The 20,417-nt window shown below is 40.1% G+C and carries 18 protein-coding genes; 8 read left to right on the forward strand and 10 right to left on the reverse strand.

All coding sequences use genetic code 11. From position 1 onward, the window contains the following. Positions 1-168: 168 nt before the first annotated feature. Complete coding sequence (locus PALPR_RS14020) at positions 169-759, forward strand: hypothetical protein (RefSeq protein ID WP_013446315.1); 591 nt, start codon at positions 169-171, stop codon at positions 757-759. Continuing rightward, on the forward strand, positions 752-1,045 hold the full coding sequence (locus PALPR_RS14025; protein ID WP_013446316.1) for a winged helix-turn-helix domain-containing protein: 294 nt from the start codon (positions 752-754) through the stop codon (positions 1,043-1,045). Before PALPR_RS14020 ends, PALPR_RS14025 begins: the two co-directional genes overlap by 8 nt. Before the next feature lie 184 nt (positions 1,046-1,229). Here the strand turns inward: PALPR_RS14025 and PALPR_RS14030 are convergent, their stop codons facing one another. Continuing rightward, complete coding sequence (locus PALPR_RS14030) at positions 1,230-2,108, reverse strand: carbon-nitrogen hydrolase (protein WP_013446317.1); 879 nt, start codon at positions 2,106-2,108, stop codon at positions 1,230-1,232. 139 nt (positions 2,109-2,247) lie between these two features. Then, positions 2,248-3,273 (reverse strand): agmatine deiminase family protein, encoded by a 1,026-nt coding sequence (locus tag PALPR_RS14035; protein WP_013446318.1) that lies wholly within the window; start codon positions 3,271-3,273, stop codon positions 2,248-2,250. Positions 3,274-3,414: 141 nt separating this feature from the next. On the opposite strand from PALPR_RS14035, the gene queC reads away from it, so the two are divergent. The 3 genes from queC to nspC all read left to right on the forward strand — a co-directional run bounded on the left by queC (position 3,415) and on the right by nspC (position 6,614). Further along, the gene (gene queC, locus PALPR_RS14040) at positions 3,415-4,059 is read left to right on the forward strand and encodes a 7-cyano-7-deazaguanine synthase QueC (RefSeq protein WP_013446319.1); all 645 of its coding nucleotides are present in this window, start codon (positions 3,415-3,417) and stop codon (positions 4,057-4,059) included. Between the two features lie 96 nt (positions 4,060-4,155). Continuing rightward, positions 4,156-5,358, forward strand: coding sequence for a saccharopine dehydrogenase family protein (locus tag PALPR_RS14045; protein WP_013446320.1), 1,203 nt, complete (start codon positions 4,156-4,158; stop codon positions 5,356-5,358). A 125-nt stretch (positions 5,359-5,483) separates the two neighbouring features. Continuing rightward, positions 5,484-6,614, forward strand: coding sequence for a carboxynorspermidine decarboxylase (gene nspC / locus PALPR_RS14050; protein ID WP_013446321.1), 1,131 nt, complete (start codon positions 5,484-5,486; stop codon positions 6,612-6,614). Positions 6,615-6,626: 12 nt separating this feature from the next. On the opposite strand, the gene PALPR_RS14055 is transcribed toward nspC, so the two are convergent. The 8 genes from PALPR_RS14055 to PALPR_RS14090 form a co-directional block, all read right to left on the reverse strand. After that, positions 6,627-8,528, reverse strand: coding sequence for a RecQ family ATP-dependent DNA helicase (locus tag PALPR_RS14055; protein WP_013446322.1), 1,902 nt, complete (start codon positions 8,526-8,528; stop codon positions 6,627-6,629). Positions 8,529-8,692: 164 nt separating this feature from the next. Continuing rightward, on the reverse strand, positions 8,693-8,896 hold the full coding sequence (locus PALPR_RS14060; protein WP_041620445.1) for a hypothetical protein: 204 nt from the start codon (positions 8,894-8,896) through the stop codon (positions 8,693-8,695). Between the two features lie 72 nt (positions 8,897-8,968). After that, positions 8,969-10,222: an energy transducer TonB gene (locus PALPR_RS15575; RefSeq protein ID WP_013446323.1), complete on the reverse strand. Its 1,254-nt coding sequence runs from the start codon at positions 10,220-10,222 to the stop codon at positions 8,969-8,971. Positions 10,223-10,381: 159 nt separating this feature from the next. Next, on the reverse strand, positions 10,382-11,662 hold the full coding sequence (locus PALPR_RS14070; protein ID WP_013446324.1) for a tetratricopeptide repeat protein: 1,281 nt from the start codon (positions 11,660-11,662) through the stop codon (positions 10,382-10,384). A gap of 128 nt (positions 11,663-11,790) precedes the next feature. After that, a complete protein-coding gene (locus PALPR_RS14075; protein WP_013446325.1) occupies positions 11,791-13,548 on the reverse strand; it encodes a M56 family metallopeptidase in 1,758 nt (585 codons plus the stop codon). Positions 13,549-13,656: 108 nt separating this feature from the next. Next, positions 13,657-15,258: a M56 family metallopeptidase gene (locus PALPR_RS14080; RefSeq protein WP_013446326.1), complete on the reverse strand. Its 1,602-nt coding sequence runs from the start codon at positions 15,256-15,258 to the stop codon at positions 13,657-13,659. Next, positions 15,255-15,611, reverse strand: a complete 357-nt coding sequence (locus tag PALPR_RS14085) for a BlaI/MecI/CopY family transcriptional regulator (RefSeq protein ID WP_013446327.1) — start codon at positions 15,609-15,611, stop codon at positions 15,255-15,257. Before PALPR_RS14085 ends, PALPR_RS14080 begins: the two co-directional genes overlap by 4 nt. An 18-nt stretch (positions 15,612-15,629) precedes the next feature. Then, positions 15,630-16,529, reverse strand: a complete 900-nt coding sequence (locus PALPR_RS14090; protein ID WP_013446328.1) for a TlpA family protein disulfide reductase — start codon at positions 16,527-16,529, stop codon at positions 15,630-15,632. Between the two features lie 185 nt (positions 16,530-16,714). On the opposite strand from PALPR_RS14090, the gene PALPR_RS14095 reads away from it, so the two are divergent. From PALPR_RS14095 to folB, 3 genes are read left to right on the forward strand one after another with little or no spacing between them, the layout of a single operon-like run. Beyond that, positions 16,715-18,361: a S8 family serine peptidase gene (locus PALPR_RS14095; protein WP_013446329.1), complete on the forward strand. Its 1,647-nt coding sequence runs from the start codon at positions 16,715-16,717 to the stop codon at positions 18,359-18,361. Positions 18,362-18,380: 19 nt separating this feature from the next. Continuing rightward, positions 18,381-19,610 (forward strand): exodeoxyribonuclease VII large subunit, encoded by a 1,230-nt coding sequence (xseA, locus tag PALPR_RS14100; protein WP_013446330.1) that lies wholly within the window; start codon positions 18,381-18,383, stop codon positions 19,608-19,610. A gap of 46 nt (positions 19,611-19,656) precedes the next feature. Further along, entirely contained in the window at positions 19,657-20,013 is a 357-nt protein-coding gene (gene folB, locus PALPR_RS14105; protein WP_013446331.1) for a dihydroneopterin aldolase, read from the forward strand. The last annotated feature ends 404 nt before the right edge of the window (positions 20,014-20,417 follow it).

Below are 20,417 nucleotides of genomic sequence, written 5' to 3' on the forward strand. Positions count from 1 at the left end.
GATTCTGAGGTTAGGTAAAGGTGGATTACTGATTTTAATACCCAAATATTTAATTATTCTTAATTGTTTAATTGTATTTACAATATTGTTTGGTTTATAAAATAAACCGATTTATATTTGCAGAGAATTTAATTCGTCAAACAAAAATAATTTAAATACAATTTCATTATGGAAGAAAAAAACTTAACCGAGAAAGCAAGTTTAGAACTAATTTCTCAAATGATCACAAGCTCTCGTCGGAAGTTAGAAGACGGAAACGGAATATCATTTCTTATTTGGGGTTATACCACTTTTGTTATATCACTTGCTGTTTATTATTTTATCAAAGCCACCGGTGATTATCATTACAATTATCTTTGGTTTCTTACTCCGGTAATTGGTTACATCGGGATGGCTGTTTCAAAAAAAGACAAAACCAAACATGCCGGACATGCTATGAATTTTATTGAACGCACAATCGGAAATATTTGGATGGTGATTGGTATTGCAGCGTTTCTAACCAGTATAGGTGCGTCTTTTGTTCGTTTCCCCATACTTTCTGTTATGCTTTTGTTATTGGGAATTGGAACTGCTATTACAGGTCTCACCATTAAATTTAAACCAGTAATTATAAGTGGTTTTATCGGAATGCTAAGTTGTGCAGTGCCTTTTTTAATGAAAGGATATGAGCAAATCCTTGTTTTTGGATTTATTTGTTTAATCATGATGGTTATTCCTGGACACATACTGAATTATCAAGGGAGGAAAAGACATGTTTAAGGAACTCAATCCGTTGCTTCATTCCGAACTTCGGCTGGGTATTATGTCTATACTTATATCGGTGGAAGAAGCCGACTTTGTGTATATTCGTGAAAAGACAGGTGCAACAGCCGGAAATATCAGTGTCCAGATTGAAAAACTCAGTGAGGCGGGCTATATTGAAATAAACAAAGGCTTTTTGGGGAAAAGAACGCGGACGGTTTGCAAGATAACCCAAAAAGGTGTGAATGCTTTTGAAGAATATGTTGAAGCTCTGAAGAGTTATCTGAATGTTAAAGGTCGATGATTAAATAAGGATTATAAGCAAATTTACTGATTAGTTCTGGCAGTACTGTGTGTTACATAGCATTGCCAGAACAGTTGTATTAAGGCCTTCTTTTTTTAGCTTACAAAAACTTAAGTCGTTCACTGATAGGTCTACTTTATTGAAATAAATGCCATTTTTTGACGTTTATTTTGGATTGTCCGTTTTATTCTTCTCTCCATCTTTTGGTCAAATCGCCAAAAGCATCAATTCTTCTGTCTCGGAAAAACGGCCACATGCGACGAACGGTTTCGGTACGCGATAAATCTATTTCTACAATTAAATTTTCGTCTTTATCGTTTGCCGCTTGGGTAATGATTTCACCCTGCGGACCGGCTACAAAACTGTTTCCCCAGAATTGAATGCCGTTAGTAACACCTGAGGGGTCGGGTTCGTAACCGGTACGATTGCAAGAAATAACGTGAAGTCCGTTAGCAACAGCATGCGCCCGCTGTGAAATTATCCATGCGTCGGTTTGACGTTGTTTTTCGTCATCGTTATCCGTGCTTTCCCAACCAATAGCAGTTGGGTAAATCAATACCTCAGCTCCTGCCAAAGCCATAAGTCTTGCAGCCTCAGGATACCACTGATCCCAACAAACGAGTACGCCTAATTTCCCAACTGAAGTTTGAACAGGTTCAAAGCCAAGGTCACCGGGAGTAAAATAAAACTTTTCGTAATAAGCCGGATCGTCGGGAATATGCATTTTGCGGTATTTGCCGGCTATGGTTCCATCTTTCTCAATGACTACGGCTGTATTATGATGCAGTCCTGCAGCGCGTTTCTCGAATAATGAAAGCACAATCACTACACCAAGTTCTTTTGCCAGTTTACCAAACGATACGGTTGAAGGTCCGGGAATTGTTTCTGCCTGTTCAAATACTACAGGATCTTCCGTCTGGCAGAAATACAATCCATTGTGCAATTCCTGCAAAACGATAAGCTCAGCTCCCTGTGATGCGCAGGTACGTATATTTTTTTCCAGCTTAGCAATATTCTCTGAACGGCTGGCTGTGTTGGATTGTTGAATAAGACCTATTTTCATGTTTTTCGATATTTACTTCGTGATATTTGCTCACTTCGTTCGTGATATTTGCTGCGCGTTATTTATAGTTACTTTTAGTGCCAGAATAATTGACTGTTTACTCGTCTACCGGTTAACTTGTCTACTAAATACTTACCACTTACTCCTTACCGCTCGGATATTGCATCGTTACGCAATGCAGTGACCCATGTTGTTTAATTAATGCTCTGCAATCAATCCCTACGATTTCTCTGTCCGGAAAGGCTTTTTGCAGCTGTTCTTTTGCAATTTCATCTTTTGGTGAGTTGTAAGTCGGCACTAAAACTGCTCCGTTTATGATCAGGAAGTTGGCATAGGTTGCCGGAAGTCGTTCTCCATCTTCGTAAACTTCATCGGCCATCGGGAGCGGAATAAGCCTGAAATATCTGTCGTCAGAGGTTTTGAATTTGCGAAGTTCTTTTTTCATTTTTCTCAATTCCTCAAAGTGTTCATCCTCTGTATCATCACATTTTACATAAGCAATGGTGCTTTTGTCGCAGAGGCGAGCCAGCGTGTCTACGTGGCTGTCTGTATCATCTCCGGCTAAATATCCATGATTCAACCAAAGAACCTGTTTGAGTCCGAAATAATCTTTGAGTCTGGCTTCTATATCTTCTTCGGATAGATTATTTCTGTTATCGGAAAGTAAGCATTCGGCTGTAGTTAAAATAGTTCCCTCTCCATCCGATTCTATACTGCCACCTTCCAGCACAAAGTCAAAGCAGTTACGATGACGTGCTTCTCCAAAGATTCCTGCAGTATATAGTTTTCGCGTAATCAGATTGTCATGATTAGCCGCGAATTTCATACCCCAGCCATTGAACGTGAAATCGTAGATAACGGGTTTTCCATCTTCTAGTACGGTTATTCCACCATGATCGCGTGCCCAGGTGTCGTTTGTCGGCATTTCGGCGAAAGTTATTTTTTCGAGCTCGTCTTCTGTGAAGTGGCATTCCACTTCATCAGAGTCAATGCAAACAATCAACAGGTTTTCGTGTTTTATTATCTCGCGGGCAATATTGACGAAGCATTCATTTACTTCGTCGAGCATGTCAGCCCAATCTGTTTCGGCATGAGGCCACGTAAGCTGGACAAATTGTTGTTCTGCCCATTCAGCAGGCAATACTTTAGTTTTTTGTGAATTCATTAATTATCTGGAGAAACATGTTTTTTTTCAGCTACAAAAATACAAAAAAACCATCATTTATAGCCGTACTAACAAAAAGTCACTGCGTTAGCGAAAAATTGCTGCGTTTTGAGTACTTTTGTGCTCCAAAAAAATAAAGAAATGAAAGATATAGTAATTTTATATTCAGGAGGAATGGATAGCTCGGTGGCTCTTTACGAACATGCCGACCGCATTCGTCGTGCTTTGACCTTTAATTACGGGTCGAAACATAATTTACGCGAAATGGAATATGCAGCACGCAATTGTAAACGACTTGGCATAGAACATCATGTAATAGAACTGGATATGAACAAAATGGGATTTGTATCCGATTTATTGCAATCCGGAGGCGATATTCCGAACGGTCATTACGAAGATCAGAATATGATTAAAACCGTAGTGCCATTCCGAAACGGTATTATGCTGAGCATTGCTGCGGGTATTGCCGAAAGTATTGGTTGTGATAAACTGATGATTTCTAATCATGCTGGCGATCATGCCATTTACCCCGATTGTAGGGAGGAATTTATTCAAACAATGAATAAAGCTATAAGCCTGGGAACGTATAATCATTGTGAGATTCTGGCGCCTTACACTAATCTCACAAAGCGTGAAATTGCTTTGATAGGAAAAGAAATAGGTGTGCCGTTCGAAGATACTTACTCTTGTTATAATGGTCTTGAAACTCACTGCGGAACCTGTGGAACCTGCACGGAACGTAAAGAAGGACTCGAGGGCTTTGACCCTACAGTTTATCTTCACTGAAATTTCATAGCTAATGTCATTAAATAGCAAAAAATCAACTATTTTTGCACTCAACGTATAATTATTCAAAATTTAAACTTTATCATTCAACAAAAAATGGGAAAAGTATTGATTATCGGCGCCGGAGGCGTGGGAACTGTTGTGGTAAACAAAGTGGCTCAAAATCCGGATGTGTTTACTGAAATCATGTTGGCCAGTCGCACCAAATCTAAATGCGATGCAATTGCCGAAGACGTGAAGAAACGTTTTGGTGTAGAAGTGAAAACAGCTCAGGTAGATGCTGATAATGTTCCGGAACTTGTAACTTTGCTCAACGCTTATAAACCCGAGTTGCTTATCAACGTGGCTCTTCCGTATCAGGATTTGACCATTATGGATGCTTGTCTGGAAGCCGGAGTGAATTATCTGGATACAGCTAATTATGAGCCGAAAGACGAAGCGCATTTTGAATACAGCTGGCAGTGGGCGTACAAGGACAAATTTGAAAAAGCCGGTCTTACTGCTATTCTTGGTTGCGGTTTCGACCCGGGAGTAACGAGCATTTATACTGCTTATGCCGCTAAACATCATTTCGACGAAATTCATTATCTGGATATCGTAGATTGTAATGCCGGTGATCACCATAAAGCTTTTGCCACCAACTTTAACCCGGAAATCAATATTCGCGAGGTTTCTCAACGCGGAAAATATTGGGAAAACGGAGAGTGGATCGAAACTGAACCACACGAAATTCATAAGTCGTTGAATTATCCTGAAATAGGACCAAAAGAATCTTATGTTATCTATCACGAAGAACTGGAATCGCTGGTGAAAAACTATCCTACTATCAAGCGTGCCCGTTTCTGGATGACTTTCGGACAGGAATATCTGACACACTTGCGGGTTATTCAAAATATCGGTATGGCTCGCATCGACGAAGTGGAATACAACGGACAAAAAATTGTTCCTATCCAGTTTCTGAAAGCCGTACTTCCAAATCCGGGTGATTTGGGCGAGAACTATACCGGTTGGACATCCATCGGTTGCCGCATTAAAGGAATAAAAGATGGCAAGGAAGTGACCTACTATGTGTACAATAATTGCAGCCACGAAGCGGCTTACAAAGAAACCGGCGCGCAGGGCGTAAGCTACACCACCGGAGTTCCTGCCATGATTGGTGCCATGATGTTCTTCAAAGGCGAATGGCGCAAGGCGGGCGTATACAACGTAGAAGAATTCAATCCCGATCCGTTTATGGAACAATTGAACATTCACGGTTTGCCATGGGTGGAATTGCATAACATTGATTTGGAATTGTAAAATACCAATTTATATTTTTCGTAGAGACGCACGGCCGTGCGTCTCTACGTGTTTAATATTGCCATGCGTCTCACCTGCCTAAAATCATTATCTTTGCAACCATTATAAATTATGCATTGTCAATTATGAATTACCAAAATATACCTTCCCCATGCTACGTCCTCGACGAAGCAACTTTTCGCAACAATCTGGCATTAATAAAATCGGTAAAAGAACGAGCCGGTGTGGAAATAATTCTCGCATTCAAGGCTTTTGCCATGTGGAGTACTTTCCCTATCGTACGCGAATATATTCCGTATTCCACGGCCAGTTCGTTGGCTGAAGCACGCTTAGCTTACGAGGAAATGGGCAGCAAGGCGCATACTTACGGACCGGCGTATACTGACAGAGAGTTTCCGGAAATCATGCGTTGCAGTAGTCATATCACGTTCAATTCCTTGCAGCAATTTGAGCGTTTTTACCCGCAAACTCAGTTCGAAAATATATCGTGCGGATTGCGCATTAACCCTGAATTCTCGGATGTGGAGACGGACTTGTACAATCCCTGTGCACCGGGTTCGCGACTGGGTGTGGTAGCCGATTTGCTGGGTGATAAACTTCCTGAAGGAGTAGAGGGACTGCACTTTCATACCTTGTGCGAATCAACTTCGTTTGACATGGAAAGAACATTGGCAGTGGTGGAAGAAAAGTTTGGCAAATTTTTCCCGCAAATCAACTGGCTGAACATGGGTGGCGGACACCTGATGACCAAAGAAGGTTACGATGTCGAGCACTTGATCTCGTTGTTGCAAGCTTTCAAGGCAAAATATCCGCATTTGCAACTCATCCTGGAGCCCGGAAGTGCCTTTGCCTGGCGAACCGGTGTGTTGGTTTCGAGCGTGGTGGACATTGTCGAAAATAAAGGTATCAAGACAGCTATGCTCGATGTGTCTTTTGCGTGCCACATGCCCGATTGCCTCGAAATGCCGTATAAACCGGCTATTGTTGGAGCGACGGATGCTATTCCGGGCAAACCGACCTATCGAATGGGTGGAAACAGTTGCTTGTCGGGTGACTTCTATGGCGATTGGTCGTTCGACCATGAGTTGAAAATTGGCGACCGAATCATTTTCGAAGACATGATTCACTATACGATGGTAAAAACCACCATGTTTAATGGGGTTTCGCATCCTTCTATCGGTATCTGGACAAAGGGAAATGAGTTTAAGCTGGTGCGCGAATTCGGATACGAAGATTACAAAGGAAGAATGTCGTAAGGAGCGTAAGTTTTATTTTACCAGGCTCAATTTCATCAATTCATTTTCTTTCAGTTGTCCGTTGTCTTTCAGGAAACGGATTACTTGTAGCACTTTCAACTCTTTGAACGGGACTTTCTTTAGCAACACATTGACACTTAATTCTTCTGCGGATAATGCCTGTTCGATATGCTGTCGGATAGTTTCAAAATCTTCTTCGGTAATCAGCGTTTCTTTTTTCTTTTGACAGATGTCGCATTTACCGCAGGGTTTTGTTTCTTTTTCGCCAAAATAGGAGAGGAGCACCTGACTGCGACAAATATTTTCTTCTTTGGCATAGTCCAACACACTTTTTACCCGCGCGATGTATCGTTCACGTCGGTCATCATAGGCTTCTTTGCCCAGAATCACACGTTCGGTGGCTTCGCGTTCTCTTACGAAGGTAAGGTAAGGCGTTTTTTTGCGGGGGATGAATTGGATGACACGTTCTTTGGCCAATCCCACCAGTTCCTCATACACTTTTTCGCGTGTCCATTCCAGTCGTTTGGCAATGGTTTCTTCGTTGATGGAGGCCATATCGGTAAACAAGCCGGTGTAGGAGCGCAACAGAATATGTATCAGTTTTTCTTGCTCGGGAGTTTGTTTCTGGTTGTATAAATCGTCTTTTCCCACGATAAAAAGAACCCTCGCCGAACTGTCTTGTTCGTCGGTGAGTTCCAGATAGCCTGCCTGTTGAAGAATTTTCAGGCAATTATAGGTAATCAGTATCGGCAGTTTAAATTTCGTACAGAAATCGCCTATGTCGAATGCGAAAACTCTGTCCAACCCCGAACCTACGCCCATTTCAAGGTAATTGCCCAAGGCTTCATATACTTTAAGCACCATCTCTTTGCCGGGGAAGCTGTCCGATACACGTTTGCGCATTTTTACGGCATCGCCATTGTTGTAGAGCAACACGGCATAGGCTTTTTTCTCGTCGCGTCCGGCACGTCCGGCTTCCTGAAAGTATGCTTCGAGCGAATCGGGTAAATCCATATGCACCACGGTACGCACTTCGGCCTTGTCTATTCCCATACCGAAAGCGTTGGTAGAAACGATAACCCGCGTTTCGCCGGATTTCCAACGGGATTGTTTGGCGTCTTTCGTTTCGTTTTTCAGTCCGGCATGAAAGTTCTCTGCTGAAATTCCATTCAGGTTCAGAAAATCGGAAATTTCTTTGGTCCTTTTTCTGTTGCGTACATAGACTACCGAAGTGCCGGGCACGCTGTTGAGTATCTTTAGCAGATGTTCATCTTTGTTTTCGGTAGTGCGCACCACATAAGCCAGATTAGACCGATGGAAGCTTTTTTGGAACACATTGGGTTCGCGAAAATGCAACTGACGCTGAATGTCGTCCACCACTTCAGGGGTGGCAGTGGCGGTTAGCGCCAGCACCGGGACATCGGGCAGCAGTTCCCTAATGTCGGCAATGCGGAGGTAGGAGGGACGAAAATCATATCCCCACTGCGAGATACAATGAGATTCATCTACGGCTATCATGCATACGGTGGCTTGCTTTATTTTTTCCATGAAAATTGGAGTAGCCAACCGTTCGGGCGAAACATACAGGAACTTATAAGCCTCAAATACGGCATTGTCGAGTGTCATCAATATGTCGTTGTGCGACATGCCGGAATATATGGCGGCGGCCGTGATTCCACGTTTCTTCAGATTTTCCACCTGATCTTTCATAAGGGCAATAAGCGGAGTTACTACCACGCAGATACCTTTCATGGCCAGCGTGGGCACCTGAAAAGTCAATGACTTACCACCACCGGTGGGCATAAGTCCAAGCGTATCTTTACCGGACACAATGCTGCGGATAATATCGCCCTGCAAAGGTCTGAAGTCATCGTAGCCCCAGTATTGTTTCAGTATGTCCAGGTATTGTTGCATAGTTTTTTTTGGTTAGTAGGGGCGCAACTTGAAGTCGCACTCCCACTGTAGACCTCCACTTTTATTGAGATAACAAAAATACGAATAAGTTTCCATACAAAAGTGGAGTACAAGATTCAACTCATACTCTCACCAAACTTCCGAAGGAAAGAAAATAGGTTTGATTACCCATTTTTCTTTCTGATTATTGCTGTTAATAGTTTATACGCAATTTCGCTGTGCTGCGAAATTGCCAATGATTGTTTGTTCGCAATATTTCTCAACGATAATATTGCGGTTAATAGCTGGTTCGCAATTTCTCCTTTGAGCGAAATTGCCAATAATGTATGAACCGCAATTTCTTCGCGTGGAGAAATTGCCGATAACATACGAGAGGCACTTTCACCCTTAGCGGAAGTGCCTCTCGTATATGCAACGCAATATTGTGTGTGAGCAATGGCTTATTTAGCTGTTTTTTCTTCTTCTATCCGTGTTCCGATTAATATCACACCGTTTTCAGCATCCTTGCCATATTCTTTTTTTAGTTGTTTGATAACTTCTTTTGTAGTTGGTTCTAAGGTTTTATACATGGTAAGGTTGGTATAACTTAGCCACGAAAGATCAAAACTCGATGGAAGTCTGATTCCATCCTGCAGAATGATAGTTTTGTCATTCTTAACCCATTCTTTTTTCTGCTTTGGCTCATCGAGTTTGAATGCCACGGGCACAAGAACGTAAGTGTCCGTCTTTTCTCCACAGAGCGTTCCCGGAGTCCAATCGGGCAATGTGCTGACTACGCGGAGAGCTTCCTTTTCAAGGAAATAGTCGGAGCGCCTTGCCAAAATCGGGTTGGTTACTTTGCCGGTTTTATCTACCGTAATCCGCACAAAGACTTTTCCCTGAGTTTTTAATTGTTTGGCAGCAAAAGGGTATTGAATGCTGTCGGCAATGTAGCTCAGCAGTTTGGTTTCGCCTCCCGGAAACAGAGGGAAAGTGATTGTTTCTTTACAGTTGGGATTTTTTCTCAGGCTTGCTGTATCTGCTATCGCAAATTCTATTTCTGACTTTTTGGTGGTGATCAACACCACACCTTCAGCCGCATCTTTTCCGTATTTCGATATAAGTTTTGACTTTTCTTCTTCCGGAACCGGACTGAGGAGCTTTACTGATGCCAGTTTTTCGGGGTTCAGTATAACAGGATTAAAGCCGATAGGCATTTTGACATCGTCAATCAAGAATAAGGATTTCTCAGTAGGCTGCCAACCGACAGGTTCATTCGCCGGTGCCTGAAAGTTGATGGGAATAATGCGTTGAACAGCTACTTTTTGTCCGTTTTGTTCTCCCGGAGTCCATTCGGGTAATGATGAAATAACCCGCAGCGCTTCATTGTCCAGGTCGGTCGATACGCCTTTTATCACTTTCGGATTTTCTACCTTACCTGTTTTGCTTACCACAAATTGAATGTGTACTTTGCCATGTTCATTTTTTTTGAGCGCTTCGGTCGGATAAACGATATGCTGATTCAGAAAAGTGACAAGTCCTTTTTCTCCACCGGGAAATTCGGGCATTTTTTCGGCAAAGGTGTAGACAGAATCTTTTGCAGGTTGCAGGTTCTGAGCTGTATATGCTTTAGTGTAGCTGGCAAAAGCTACAGTAAAGAATAGAATGAAGCTAACTTTAATAAATGCAGAGTGAGTTTTTTGTGATTGAAACATACTGATTTTTTTATGTATTTGAGTCTGTGTGTTTGTGGCACGGAAGGTCATATTCCAAAACCGGAGGCAAATGTATAAATAATTTTTAGTTTAACCATAATAAGATAAGCAGGATTGAAGTGGATTCAGTCCTGCTTATCATAAATTCAGTTCTTATAACTAATGTTTGTTTTTCTTTGTCTCGATGATTTCTTTCAGATCTTTTATTCTGTTTTCCACAGCACCATAGTATGTAAGATTAAGTGTTCCGTTTGTAATAGCCGGAGTGGTTTTTGTCTTCGGCTGGGTAGCCATAAACCGATTGTAATAATTCAGGGCTTCTTCAGGATCCTTAATCTGATAATCGTAAATGGCCGCAATGTTATATATGAGCTTATTGTCCGGTTTATGATCATAGCTTAGTTTTAAGTATTTTATTTCGTCAAGCGGTCTGTTCATACTGCTGTATCCTTTCGAAATACAGTAGTAATAATTGAAAAGTTCAGCGTCTTTTGGTATAAGCAAGTTCAGCCCTTCGGTCAATATCTGAATTCCTCTGAGCCGATGCCCGCTCATAATAGCCGATTCACCCAGGTAGTAATGCAGGCGTATGTTGCTCGAATCACTCTTATAAGCACTGCTTAAATAATTATATGCCTCGATATAATCCTCCACAGCGTAATACGAGGCACCCAAATAGTAATTTGTCAGAAATGAGCTGTCGCCTTGCTGGGTGAGACTTTTTAAACGATAAATGGCTTTCTCGTGTTTTTTACTCATGCAAAGTCCTATTCCGTTGTATTGATTTATAACCTGATTCGACGAGTCGGAAAGAATAAATCGGTCCGTTGAGCTTACCAAATCATCAAATTTTTCTGTCTGAATGTATAGTTTTGATAATTTGCTCAGGCTGTTATAATCAGCCGGATTATGAAACATTGCTTTGCGGTAATAGTAGATAGCAGAATCGGTTTTCCCCAGCTGAGTAAAACAGTCGCCAAGCACCGGCAACAATACCGGCACAGTATCTTTTTGGAAAATGGAATGAGCCAACTTTATGGTTTGATTCAGTTCTTTTAGTTTGTACGTAATGTTGAGGTAGTTCAGTTGTGCATATCGGCTATCAGGTGTTTGCTGCAATGCCATGTAATAATATAACTTTGCTTTCCGGAAATTACCCACTTGTTGGTAGCAATCGGCCAGTTCGTTTATGGAAGCAATATTATTCTCATGCTCGTTCTTTACAATCTCTTCGAGCAGAGCAATAGCATCATCGTAGCGTGCAATGTTTTTAAAACATTTAGCCTTCAGTAAATCCATTTCGGGCGATTTCTTTTCTTTCGAAATCAACTTGATGGCCTGTTCGTAATCATGAACTTTCAAGGCGTTTTGTATAGCATTGCTTTGAGCTTGAAGCACCAACACAGAACAGAGTAAAATGGCTGTAAGAAGTTTTTTCATAAACTGGTATTGCTGTTTTTAATTCAAAAGAATTGATTTTTTACAAAAGTCTCTCAGCACAGATTTTGACTGCACTGAGAGACTTTACTACTTACTTAATCACAAATATTAAACTGATTTTTTTCAACTTAATTCAACTTAAATGTAATTGGCATGGTGTAATACACGGCAACTTTCTTGCTGTTCTGTTCGCCGGGAATAAAATCAGGTAAGGTGCTTACTACTCTGGCTGCTTCTTGAGCTAACAAAGTCATGTTAGTCTCCGGAGTTTGTGGTTTTACATTAGCTGAGTTACCATATCCAACTACAACTACTTCATCCAACTTCTTATTGTTTACGGGAACAGTCCTCACTATTTTCGCATTACTAACTTTCCCTGTTTCACTTACAATGAATTGAACAATAACTTTCCCTTGGGTACCGGTTTTAATTGCTTCGGCAGGATAGTTTAGGTTGTTGGAAATGTATTTTAGTAATTCTTCATCTCCGCCGGGAAACTGAGGCATCTTTTCTACTACGGTGTACACTCTGCTGTTGTCCGCTGCTTCGTTATCAATTTTAAATGTTATAGGTAGGGTATACCACACTGCTACCTTTTTATGATTTTGTTCAGCGGGTGTAAAGTCAGGCAATGCGCTTACAACTCTGAGTGCTTCCTTGTCACAGTCAGCATCAAGCGAACGAACAACTTCTGCGTCTCTAACCTTACCGGTTTCCGAAACAACAAACCGAAGTATAACTTTTCCATGGACTCCATTAGAGAAAGATGTTTTTGGATATTTTATATTCTTGCTGACAAATTTACTTAATGCTACATCTCCGCCCGGGAATTGGGGCATTTTTTGAACCACAGTATAAACTTTAGAGTTGTCAGTTTGCTTTACATCTTGAACTAAGGCTAGTAATGGTCCCTGACTTTCATTTTTGGTGTCTGCTACTACATTTGTTTCATCGGCTACTATACTTTTAGTGCCTGTAACTGCATTTTTTGTTGCGGTGACAGCTTTTTTTGCCGAATTTACGATAGTTTGTGCATTGCTCGATAGGATTAAAGCCAATGCCAGTGGAACGATAAGCGAGTATTTCAGAATGCCCGCTTTGCTGGTTTTTTGTTGATTCATCATCATAATACGTTTTTTAAGGGGTGATACATTAAATTTATTTCCGAGTTTTACGTCGGGTGTTTGATACGATAATTCTAATAAATGATATTGATACTTTTTGCTGTCGAAGCCGGATTCCAACACCGAATTATCGGCCAAAAATTCCAGATTCTGGCGAATTTCGCGCTTCAGCAGCCAGGCTGCCGGATTCACCCAACAAGCAATTGTTATTAGTTCGCTCACAAGCACATCTATGCTGTGCATTTGTCGGGCGTGAGTCAGCTCGTGGGTCAGTATCTGCGTGGTGTCATGCTCGTTGTGCAAAGCCGGGTTTATAAAAATCATATTGAAAAACGAGAATGGAGTGATTGATTCCTTTACCGATATTATCTCAACTCCCTGAAGTTCTTGTTTTTCTCCTTTCCATTTCCACTTAAGAATGGAGCCCAACTGTACCAGCATTTTTACAAGCAGAACAGCAGATACCAACGCATAGATGGACAACAAAACATTTTCCGCGGTTAATCTCGAAACAGGTTGCGGAGTGATTGTCATTTCCTGTAGTTGCGCGTAACTTACTACTATGGCCTGCATTGGTTCTTGTTTTTCCAGCCAATCGGTCAATGAAATGAAAGGATAAACCAATGATAACAAGATGCTGAAAATAAGATAAAACCGTCGTGTTTTCCAGAAGGTGTCATTATAAAATGCCAATCGGAAAAACAGGTAAAACAGTGCTATCGCAACGTTTACCTTAAGAAAATACATGAGTGCGTCGTTCATTATCCTTTGAATTAAATTGTAAATACTTCAGGTGTTGTGATAAGGACAAAATGTTGTTTCAAATCCGGCAAACCACTTAAAGCGGTATCAACACGGCATGTACCGGGTTTATTTCTTCATTGTAATTAAAACCACACTATTTTTACCTTTATCGCCGTACACTTTTATAGCTTCTTCTTTTTTTAGCGTATTTATCGATTGGATATTTTCAGGCTTAATCGCTTTAAAATCCGATTCGGTTACTTCCTTGCCGTCAACAACAAACAAAGGAGCTTCTCCATCATATTTTATAGTTTGAGATGTTACTACACTGCTTTTAAAAGCAGCACCATTCAATGTACCGGCTATCGATGGAATACCACCATCTATAGCAAACTGAAGAGGAAGAGAATAATAAACAGCCACTTTTTTCCCATTTTGTTCACCCGGAATAAAGTCGGGTAAAGAACTCACTACTTTTAATCCTTCGGCATCAATGCTGGGGTAAAGTCCTCTCACAATTACAGCATTTTCTACCTTCCCTGACTCATTAACTGTAAATCGAACAACAACACTTCCTTGAACTCCATTTTTATGAGCATCAGCAGGATATTGTACATGCTGACTGATATATTTTAATAAAGCTTTTTCTCCACCGGGAAACTGAGGCATACTTTCAACAACAGTGTAAATCTTCTTATCATCGGACTGTTGGGTTGTTGGGTTTGTATTCTGAATTGCTGCAGTAAGCTCTTGTTTAACCGGTTGTTCGTTTGGAGTGATTACTGTAACTGGTTTTTGAGTTTCTTTCTTGTTATTCACAACTACGCTCTTAGCAGCAGACAATGCTTTTTTAGTGGAATTAACGATGGATTGTGCATTGCTTGAAAGAATTAAAGCCAATGCCAGTGGAACGATAAGCGAGTATTTCAATATGCCCGCTTTGTTAGTTTTTTGTTGATTCATCATGGTAATACGTTTTTTAAGGGGAGCTACATTAAATTTATTTCCGAGTTTTATCTCGGGAGTTTGATAGGATAATTCCAATAAATGATATTGATAATCTTTAGAATCAAAGCCAGATTCAACGACTTTACTATCGGCCAGAAATTCCAGATTATGTCGGATCTCACGTTTAAGCAACCATGCTGCCGGATTTATCCAGCAAACAATTGTTGTTAATTCACTAACCATAACGTCTACACTATGCATTTGTCGTGCATGTGTCAGTTCGTGAGTAAGTATCTGCTTGGTATCATGTTCGTTGTGCAAGGTTGGATTTATGAAAATCATGTTGAAAAAGGAAAATGGAGTGATGTTTTCCTTCACGGATATTATTTCAATCCCTTGAAGTAGTTGTTTGTCACCTTTCCATTTCCAGCGAAGAATAGAAATCAACTGCACCAGCATTTTTACCAACAAAACAGCCGAAACTAATGCATACACAGCCAGTAAAATATTTTCAACGGTCAGAATTGATGTTGGTTGCGGTGTTAAGGCAACTTCTTGTAATTGTACATAGTCTAGTACAATCGTCTGCATGGGTTCTTGCTTCTCAAGCCATCCGGTAAATGAAATAAACGGGTAGACTACTGACAACAGGATGCTGAAAATAAGATAAAATCGTCGTGTTTTCCAAAAAGTATCGTTGTAAAATGCCAATCGGAAAAACAGGTAAAACAGTGCTATCGCAACGTTTACCTTTAGAAAATACATGAGTGCGTCGTTCATTTCTTTTCGATGAGTTTAATGATTTCTTGTAATTCTTCTGCGGATATTTTTTGCTTCTCAACAAAGAAACTGACCATTTCCTTGTACGAATTCTCGAAGTAGTTTTGCACTACCCCCGACATGAATTTTGATTTGTACTCGCTTTCTTCCATCACCGGACTATACTCGTAGGTATTTCCGTAACGCGTGCTTTTCAAATAACCTTTGCGTTCAAGGTTTTTTACAATAGAGGCAACGGTGGTGTAAGGCGGCGTAGGCTCATCCATTTTCTGGATAAAGTCTTTAATAAAACCTTTGCCTTGCTGAAATATTATCAGCATCATTTCTTCTTCTTGGTTAGTTAGCTTTTCCATATATTATTTTTTACATTTTTATTTCAATAAACCCATTAATATTTCTTCCATTTTCTTTGTATTTTCCTTACTATAAGCATCATATTTATAGACGATATTCATATTTTGGTCAATTATCACATGAGTAGGGAATGAATTGACATTATAATCATCGTCATTTTCAATACATACTATCTGATAACTAAAAGGATGCTTAGGTAAAAGATACTTGACAATATCATCTTTCGAAGTATAAACAGCAGGTGCAATAAAAACAACTTCTTTACTTTTCATCTTTGCTACCAATTCATTTAAATCAGGTATTTCCTTTATACATGGTCCGCAAGACATACTCCAGAAATTGAGCACAATCACTTTACCTTTCAGTGAGTCTGAAGATAAAATTTTACCGTTAATGTCCGTAAATTTAAATGGAGCAATTTTTTCTCCCTTTATATAATTTATCCTTTTGCCAAATTTAGGATCAACTAGAGGAGAAAATGATGTGCTTATAGTAGGTATCATTTCTTGCAAAGCATTAAAGTTCATCTTAGTTTGCTGAGGCTGGGTAAAAAGCCAATTTTTGCCTTTATCGTTTGATATTCCAAATATGTAATGATCACGATTTCGCTCTCTACATAATATCAGAATCTGATATTGATCTTTGTTTATTATTGATTTTACCGTTTTCACAACTCTGATTGTGGCTGTATCACTTTCGCTGCTGCGTTTAAACATCTCGGACAACTTTTCCTTGTTATTTGAGTTATTTCCATAATTAAATGGTAAAAGGTAATCAACATACTTCTTGAAATCATGACTATTGGAATAATTTGCCATTTCTTTAGCCTGAGAGAGCGCGGTTTTCTCAAAACTATTTTGAGCTGTTATACTTGCAACAATTAAAACGAATAAAACTAAAGTCGGAATTTTTCGCATAATGGATTGTTTTTGATTTTTTATAAGCTAAACTTAGATTGGTTATTACGAAGACTTCGCAAATCTACGAATGTTTCGTAATAATTATTCTCTCACAGCAATCTTTTAATATTTTTTAAATATTTGTTGAATAACGGGCACTAAAATAAAAAGTCGTATTTTTGTACTAATTAATTATTGAATGCATGAATAATTCAGTGTTTTCGGTGAAATATATAGCTGTTTTAGTCTTGACGTTGTTGGTTTGCTTGTCCAGCTCTTATGCACAGACCAGCTATTATTTCTATGTTCAGCTTTCGGATAAAAGCCATTCGTCCTATTCGCTTTTACAGCCAACAGAATATTTGTCCGAGCGGGCTATCAGTCGAAGGGCTACTTTTGGTTTAGCGTGTGATTCTACCGATTTACCTGTCAGTCCGTTGTACCTGAAACAAATTGCTGAGACTGGTGCCCGGATTCATAACGTAAGTAAATGGATGAACGGAGTCACTGTCATGGTCTCCGATTCAGTATTAATGAATAGTGTAAGAAAGTTGCCTTTTGTCAGGTTTGTGGAATATACGGGTCGGCTGGTTGGAGCCGCGTTGGCTCCACAAAAGACTAAATCTGAAGCGCAGGCTTTCGATTATGGTATTGCATCAACTCAAATAGAGCAGTTAAAGGGGAATAGTCTTCACAATGCCGGCTATCGGGGAAAGGATATTCACATTGCCGTTCTTGATGCAGGATTTACTAATGTAGATAAAAATCCGTTTTTTGATAGTTTGCGATTGCAAAATAGGTTGCTGGGTATTAAAGACATAATTAATCCAGTATCGAATATCTTTAATGAGGATTCGCACGGGGCTATGGTGCTGGCTACTATGGCTGCTAATGTGCCCGGACAATTTCTTGGAACTGCACCCGATGCTTCATATTGGTTGATACGAACAGAATATGCTCCGACGGAATATAAAGTTGAAACGGATTTTTGGACATCGGGAATTGAATTTGCCGATAGCGTGGGGGTCGATTTGGTAAATTCATCGCTTGGGTATTCCACTTTCGACGATCCAAAAATGAATTTTACTTATGGAGATATGAATGGAAAAGTTTCGCGAGCCAGTCGTGCGGCCAATCTCGCAAGCAAAAAAGGGATGCTGGTTGTATCAAGTGCCGGTAACGAAGGCAACCAAAGCTGGCATTATATAGGTTCTCCCGCTGATGCCGATGGTATTGTTACAGTCGGGGCAGTTACTTCCAAAGGTATCTCCAGTGCTTTTTCTTCTTACGGACCCAGTTCAGATGGTCGGGTTAAGCCGGAGGTTTGTGCTATGGGAACTTCGTCGGCAGTTGTAAATACAGCCGGTGTGCCTATTTATGGCAATGGAACTTCTTTTGCATCGCCGGTCTTGGCCGGAATGATGGCTTGCTTGTTGCAACGCTACAAATCATTGGAAGCTAATTTGGATATGGATATTCTGCTGAATGCTGTCTTTAGAAGTGCCGGTTTGTATAGTTCGCCTACTGCTCAGCAAGGCTATGGAATTCCGGATTTTGAAAAAGCGGAGCAAAATTTGATTACTTTTGATAAATCTCTGAAAACCGATAAGAGTGAATTTATATTGATATATAATTCTTCATCTAAAAGATTAAGTGTCCGGTATATTGGTAATGAAAGTATATCCAATGCTTCGGTATGTGTTTTTAATGTTATGGGAGGTTCTATCGCAGCGCGGGGTATAACCTCTACTACCACTTATATTGATACAACTACATTTAGAACGGGTATATATGCTGTTTGCATATCTTGGAATGGCAAAACCGAAACACGGAAAATATTAATCAGATAATTGAAAAACAACTACTTTGATGACCTCAATAACCCTTTCTGAACTAGCTGCTCAGATTCAGCAAACCATTCGCCTGAATTTTGATACACCCCAATGGATACGGGCTGAAATAAGCGAGTTGCGCGAAAACCCGGGAGGGCATTGTTATCTGGAGTTGATAGAAAAGGATAGTGAATCCGATGCATTGCTTGCAAAAATTAAAACTACAATATGGGCCTCAACGTATCGTATGCTGAAACCTTATTTCGAAAGCAGTACAGGGCAGGTGCTGAGGTCGGGTATAAATGTTTTGGTAGCTGTGACGGTTGAATTTCACGGAGTTTATGGGTTTAGCCTGAATGTGCGGGATATTGATCCTACATTCACTATTGGCGAGATGGCGGCTCGACGACTGAAGATTATACGCCAACTGGAGAGTGATGGGATTGTGGATATGAATAAGCAATTGCCTTTGTCGCAGGTACCTCAGCGGTTGGCTATAATTTCGTCAGCTACTGCTGCCGGTTATGGCGATTTTTGCGATCAGTTGAAGAATAATCCGGCTCATTTTACTTTTTATATTAAATTGTTTCCGGCCGTCATGCAAGGCGATCAGGCAGAAGCAACGATTATAGCTGCGCTTGAAAAAATTTACGACAATCTTGAAATGTTTGATGCTGTAATCATTATCCGTGGTGGCGGTGCCACTACCGATTTGGCTTGTTTTGATTCGTACGAACTGGCGTTGAACTGTGCCCAGTTTCCGTTACCCATTATTGCTGGTATCGGCCATCAACGCGATGTGTCAATTTTGGATATGGTGGCACATACCAGTCTGAAAACGCCTACGGCTGTCGCTGAATTCTTGATTTCGAAAATGCATACTGCTGATGACTATGTAAATAGCGTGGTGTCGGATATCGGATTTCTGGTCAGAAATAATATTGAAACGGAATCACGATTTATAATCCAGACTCAATTACAAATAAAACAAACTTTGCGAAGCTGGGTGTTGAAGAAGAAGCACTTGCTCGATGGTCAGAAAAATCGTTTGAAATCATCTGTCAGGATGCAATTGCTGAAACAAAACAATAAACTATCTTTGCTAGACAAAAACATAGAAACGCATTCGCCTGTTTTTCTGCTGAAACACGGATATACTATCACCACGCTGAATGGAAAGCGAGTCACTTCTATCAATCAGATAAAATCGGGAGATAAAATTCGAACGCTGCTAAGTAACGGACAGTTTGATAGCGAAATTATTTAAGTGATATTTCGGCAAATGATGAAATGGCTGAAAAAACCAAAAATGTATGAGTAAAATTACGTTGGAGAACATGGAGTTCCATGCCTTTCACGGCTGTCTGGATTTCGAACAGCGTTTGGGCAATACTTTTATTGTCAGTTTGAGCATGGAATTGGATACTACTCAGCCCGGATTGACAGATGATCTTGAACATACGCTCAACTATCAGTTGGTTTACGATGAGGTGAAAGCTCAGATGGAAACACCGTCGAAACTGATAGAGCATGTTGGACAAAGAATTCTGGACGCCGTTTTTCAACGGTTCCAACAGATCAAAACACTTGAAATTAAGCTTTCGAAACTGAATCCACCGCTGGGAGGAAAAGTGGAAAGGGTAACTATAGAACTAATAAAACACCGCTAACTTTTATATTTGAATGTTATGAATAATTACTTAAAACGTGTATTACAATTTATAGTGATATTTATACTTGCCGAGACAGTAAATATCATTTTAAGGTATTATAGAACAGACGAATGGGATTTTTCTGTTCATAATTGGACTGGTTGGATTCTTTTAGCTGTTATCTTTTTTGGTTTCGAAATCTATCAGACAATTAAGCGAAATAAGACAACTAAGGAAGATTAGATAAGGGAATGAAATGTTATTCCTGTAAATATATTTTATAATAATGTAATTTTTGGTTGTCATTAATCTGTATTTTCATACAAAATGATTACTTTTGCGACGTCAATACGAACATTGAGTAACAAAAATGATGAACGCCGACTTTTCAGCGTTCATTTTTTTGTAGCTCACAAAAAAAA

Source organism: Paludibacter propionicigenes WB4 (assembly GCF_000183135.1).
Classification (GTDB): domain Bacteria; phylum Bacteroidota; class Bacteroidia; order Bacteroidales; family Paludibacteraceae; genus Paludibacter; species Paludibacter propionicigenes.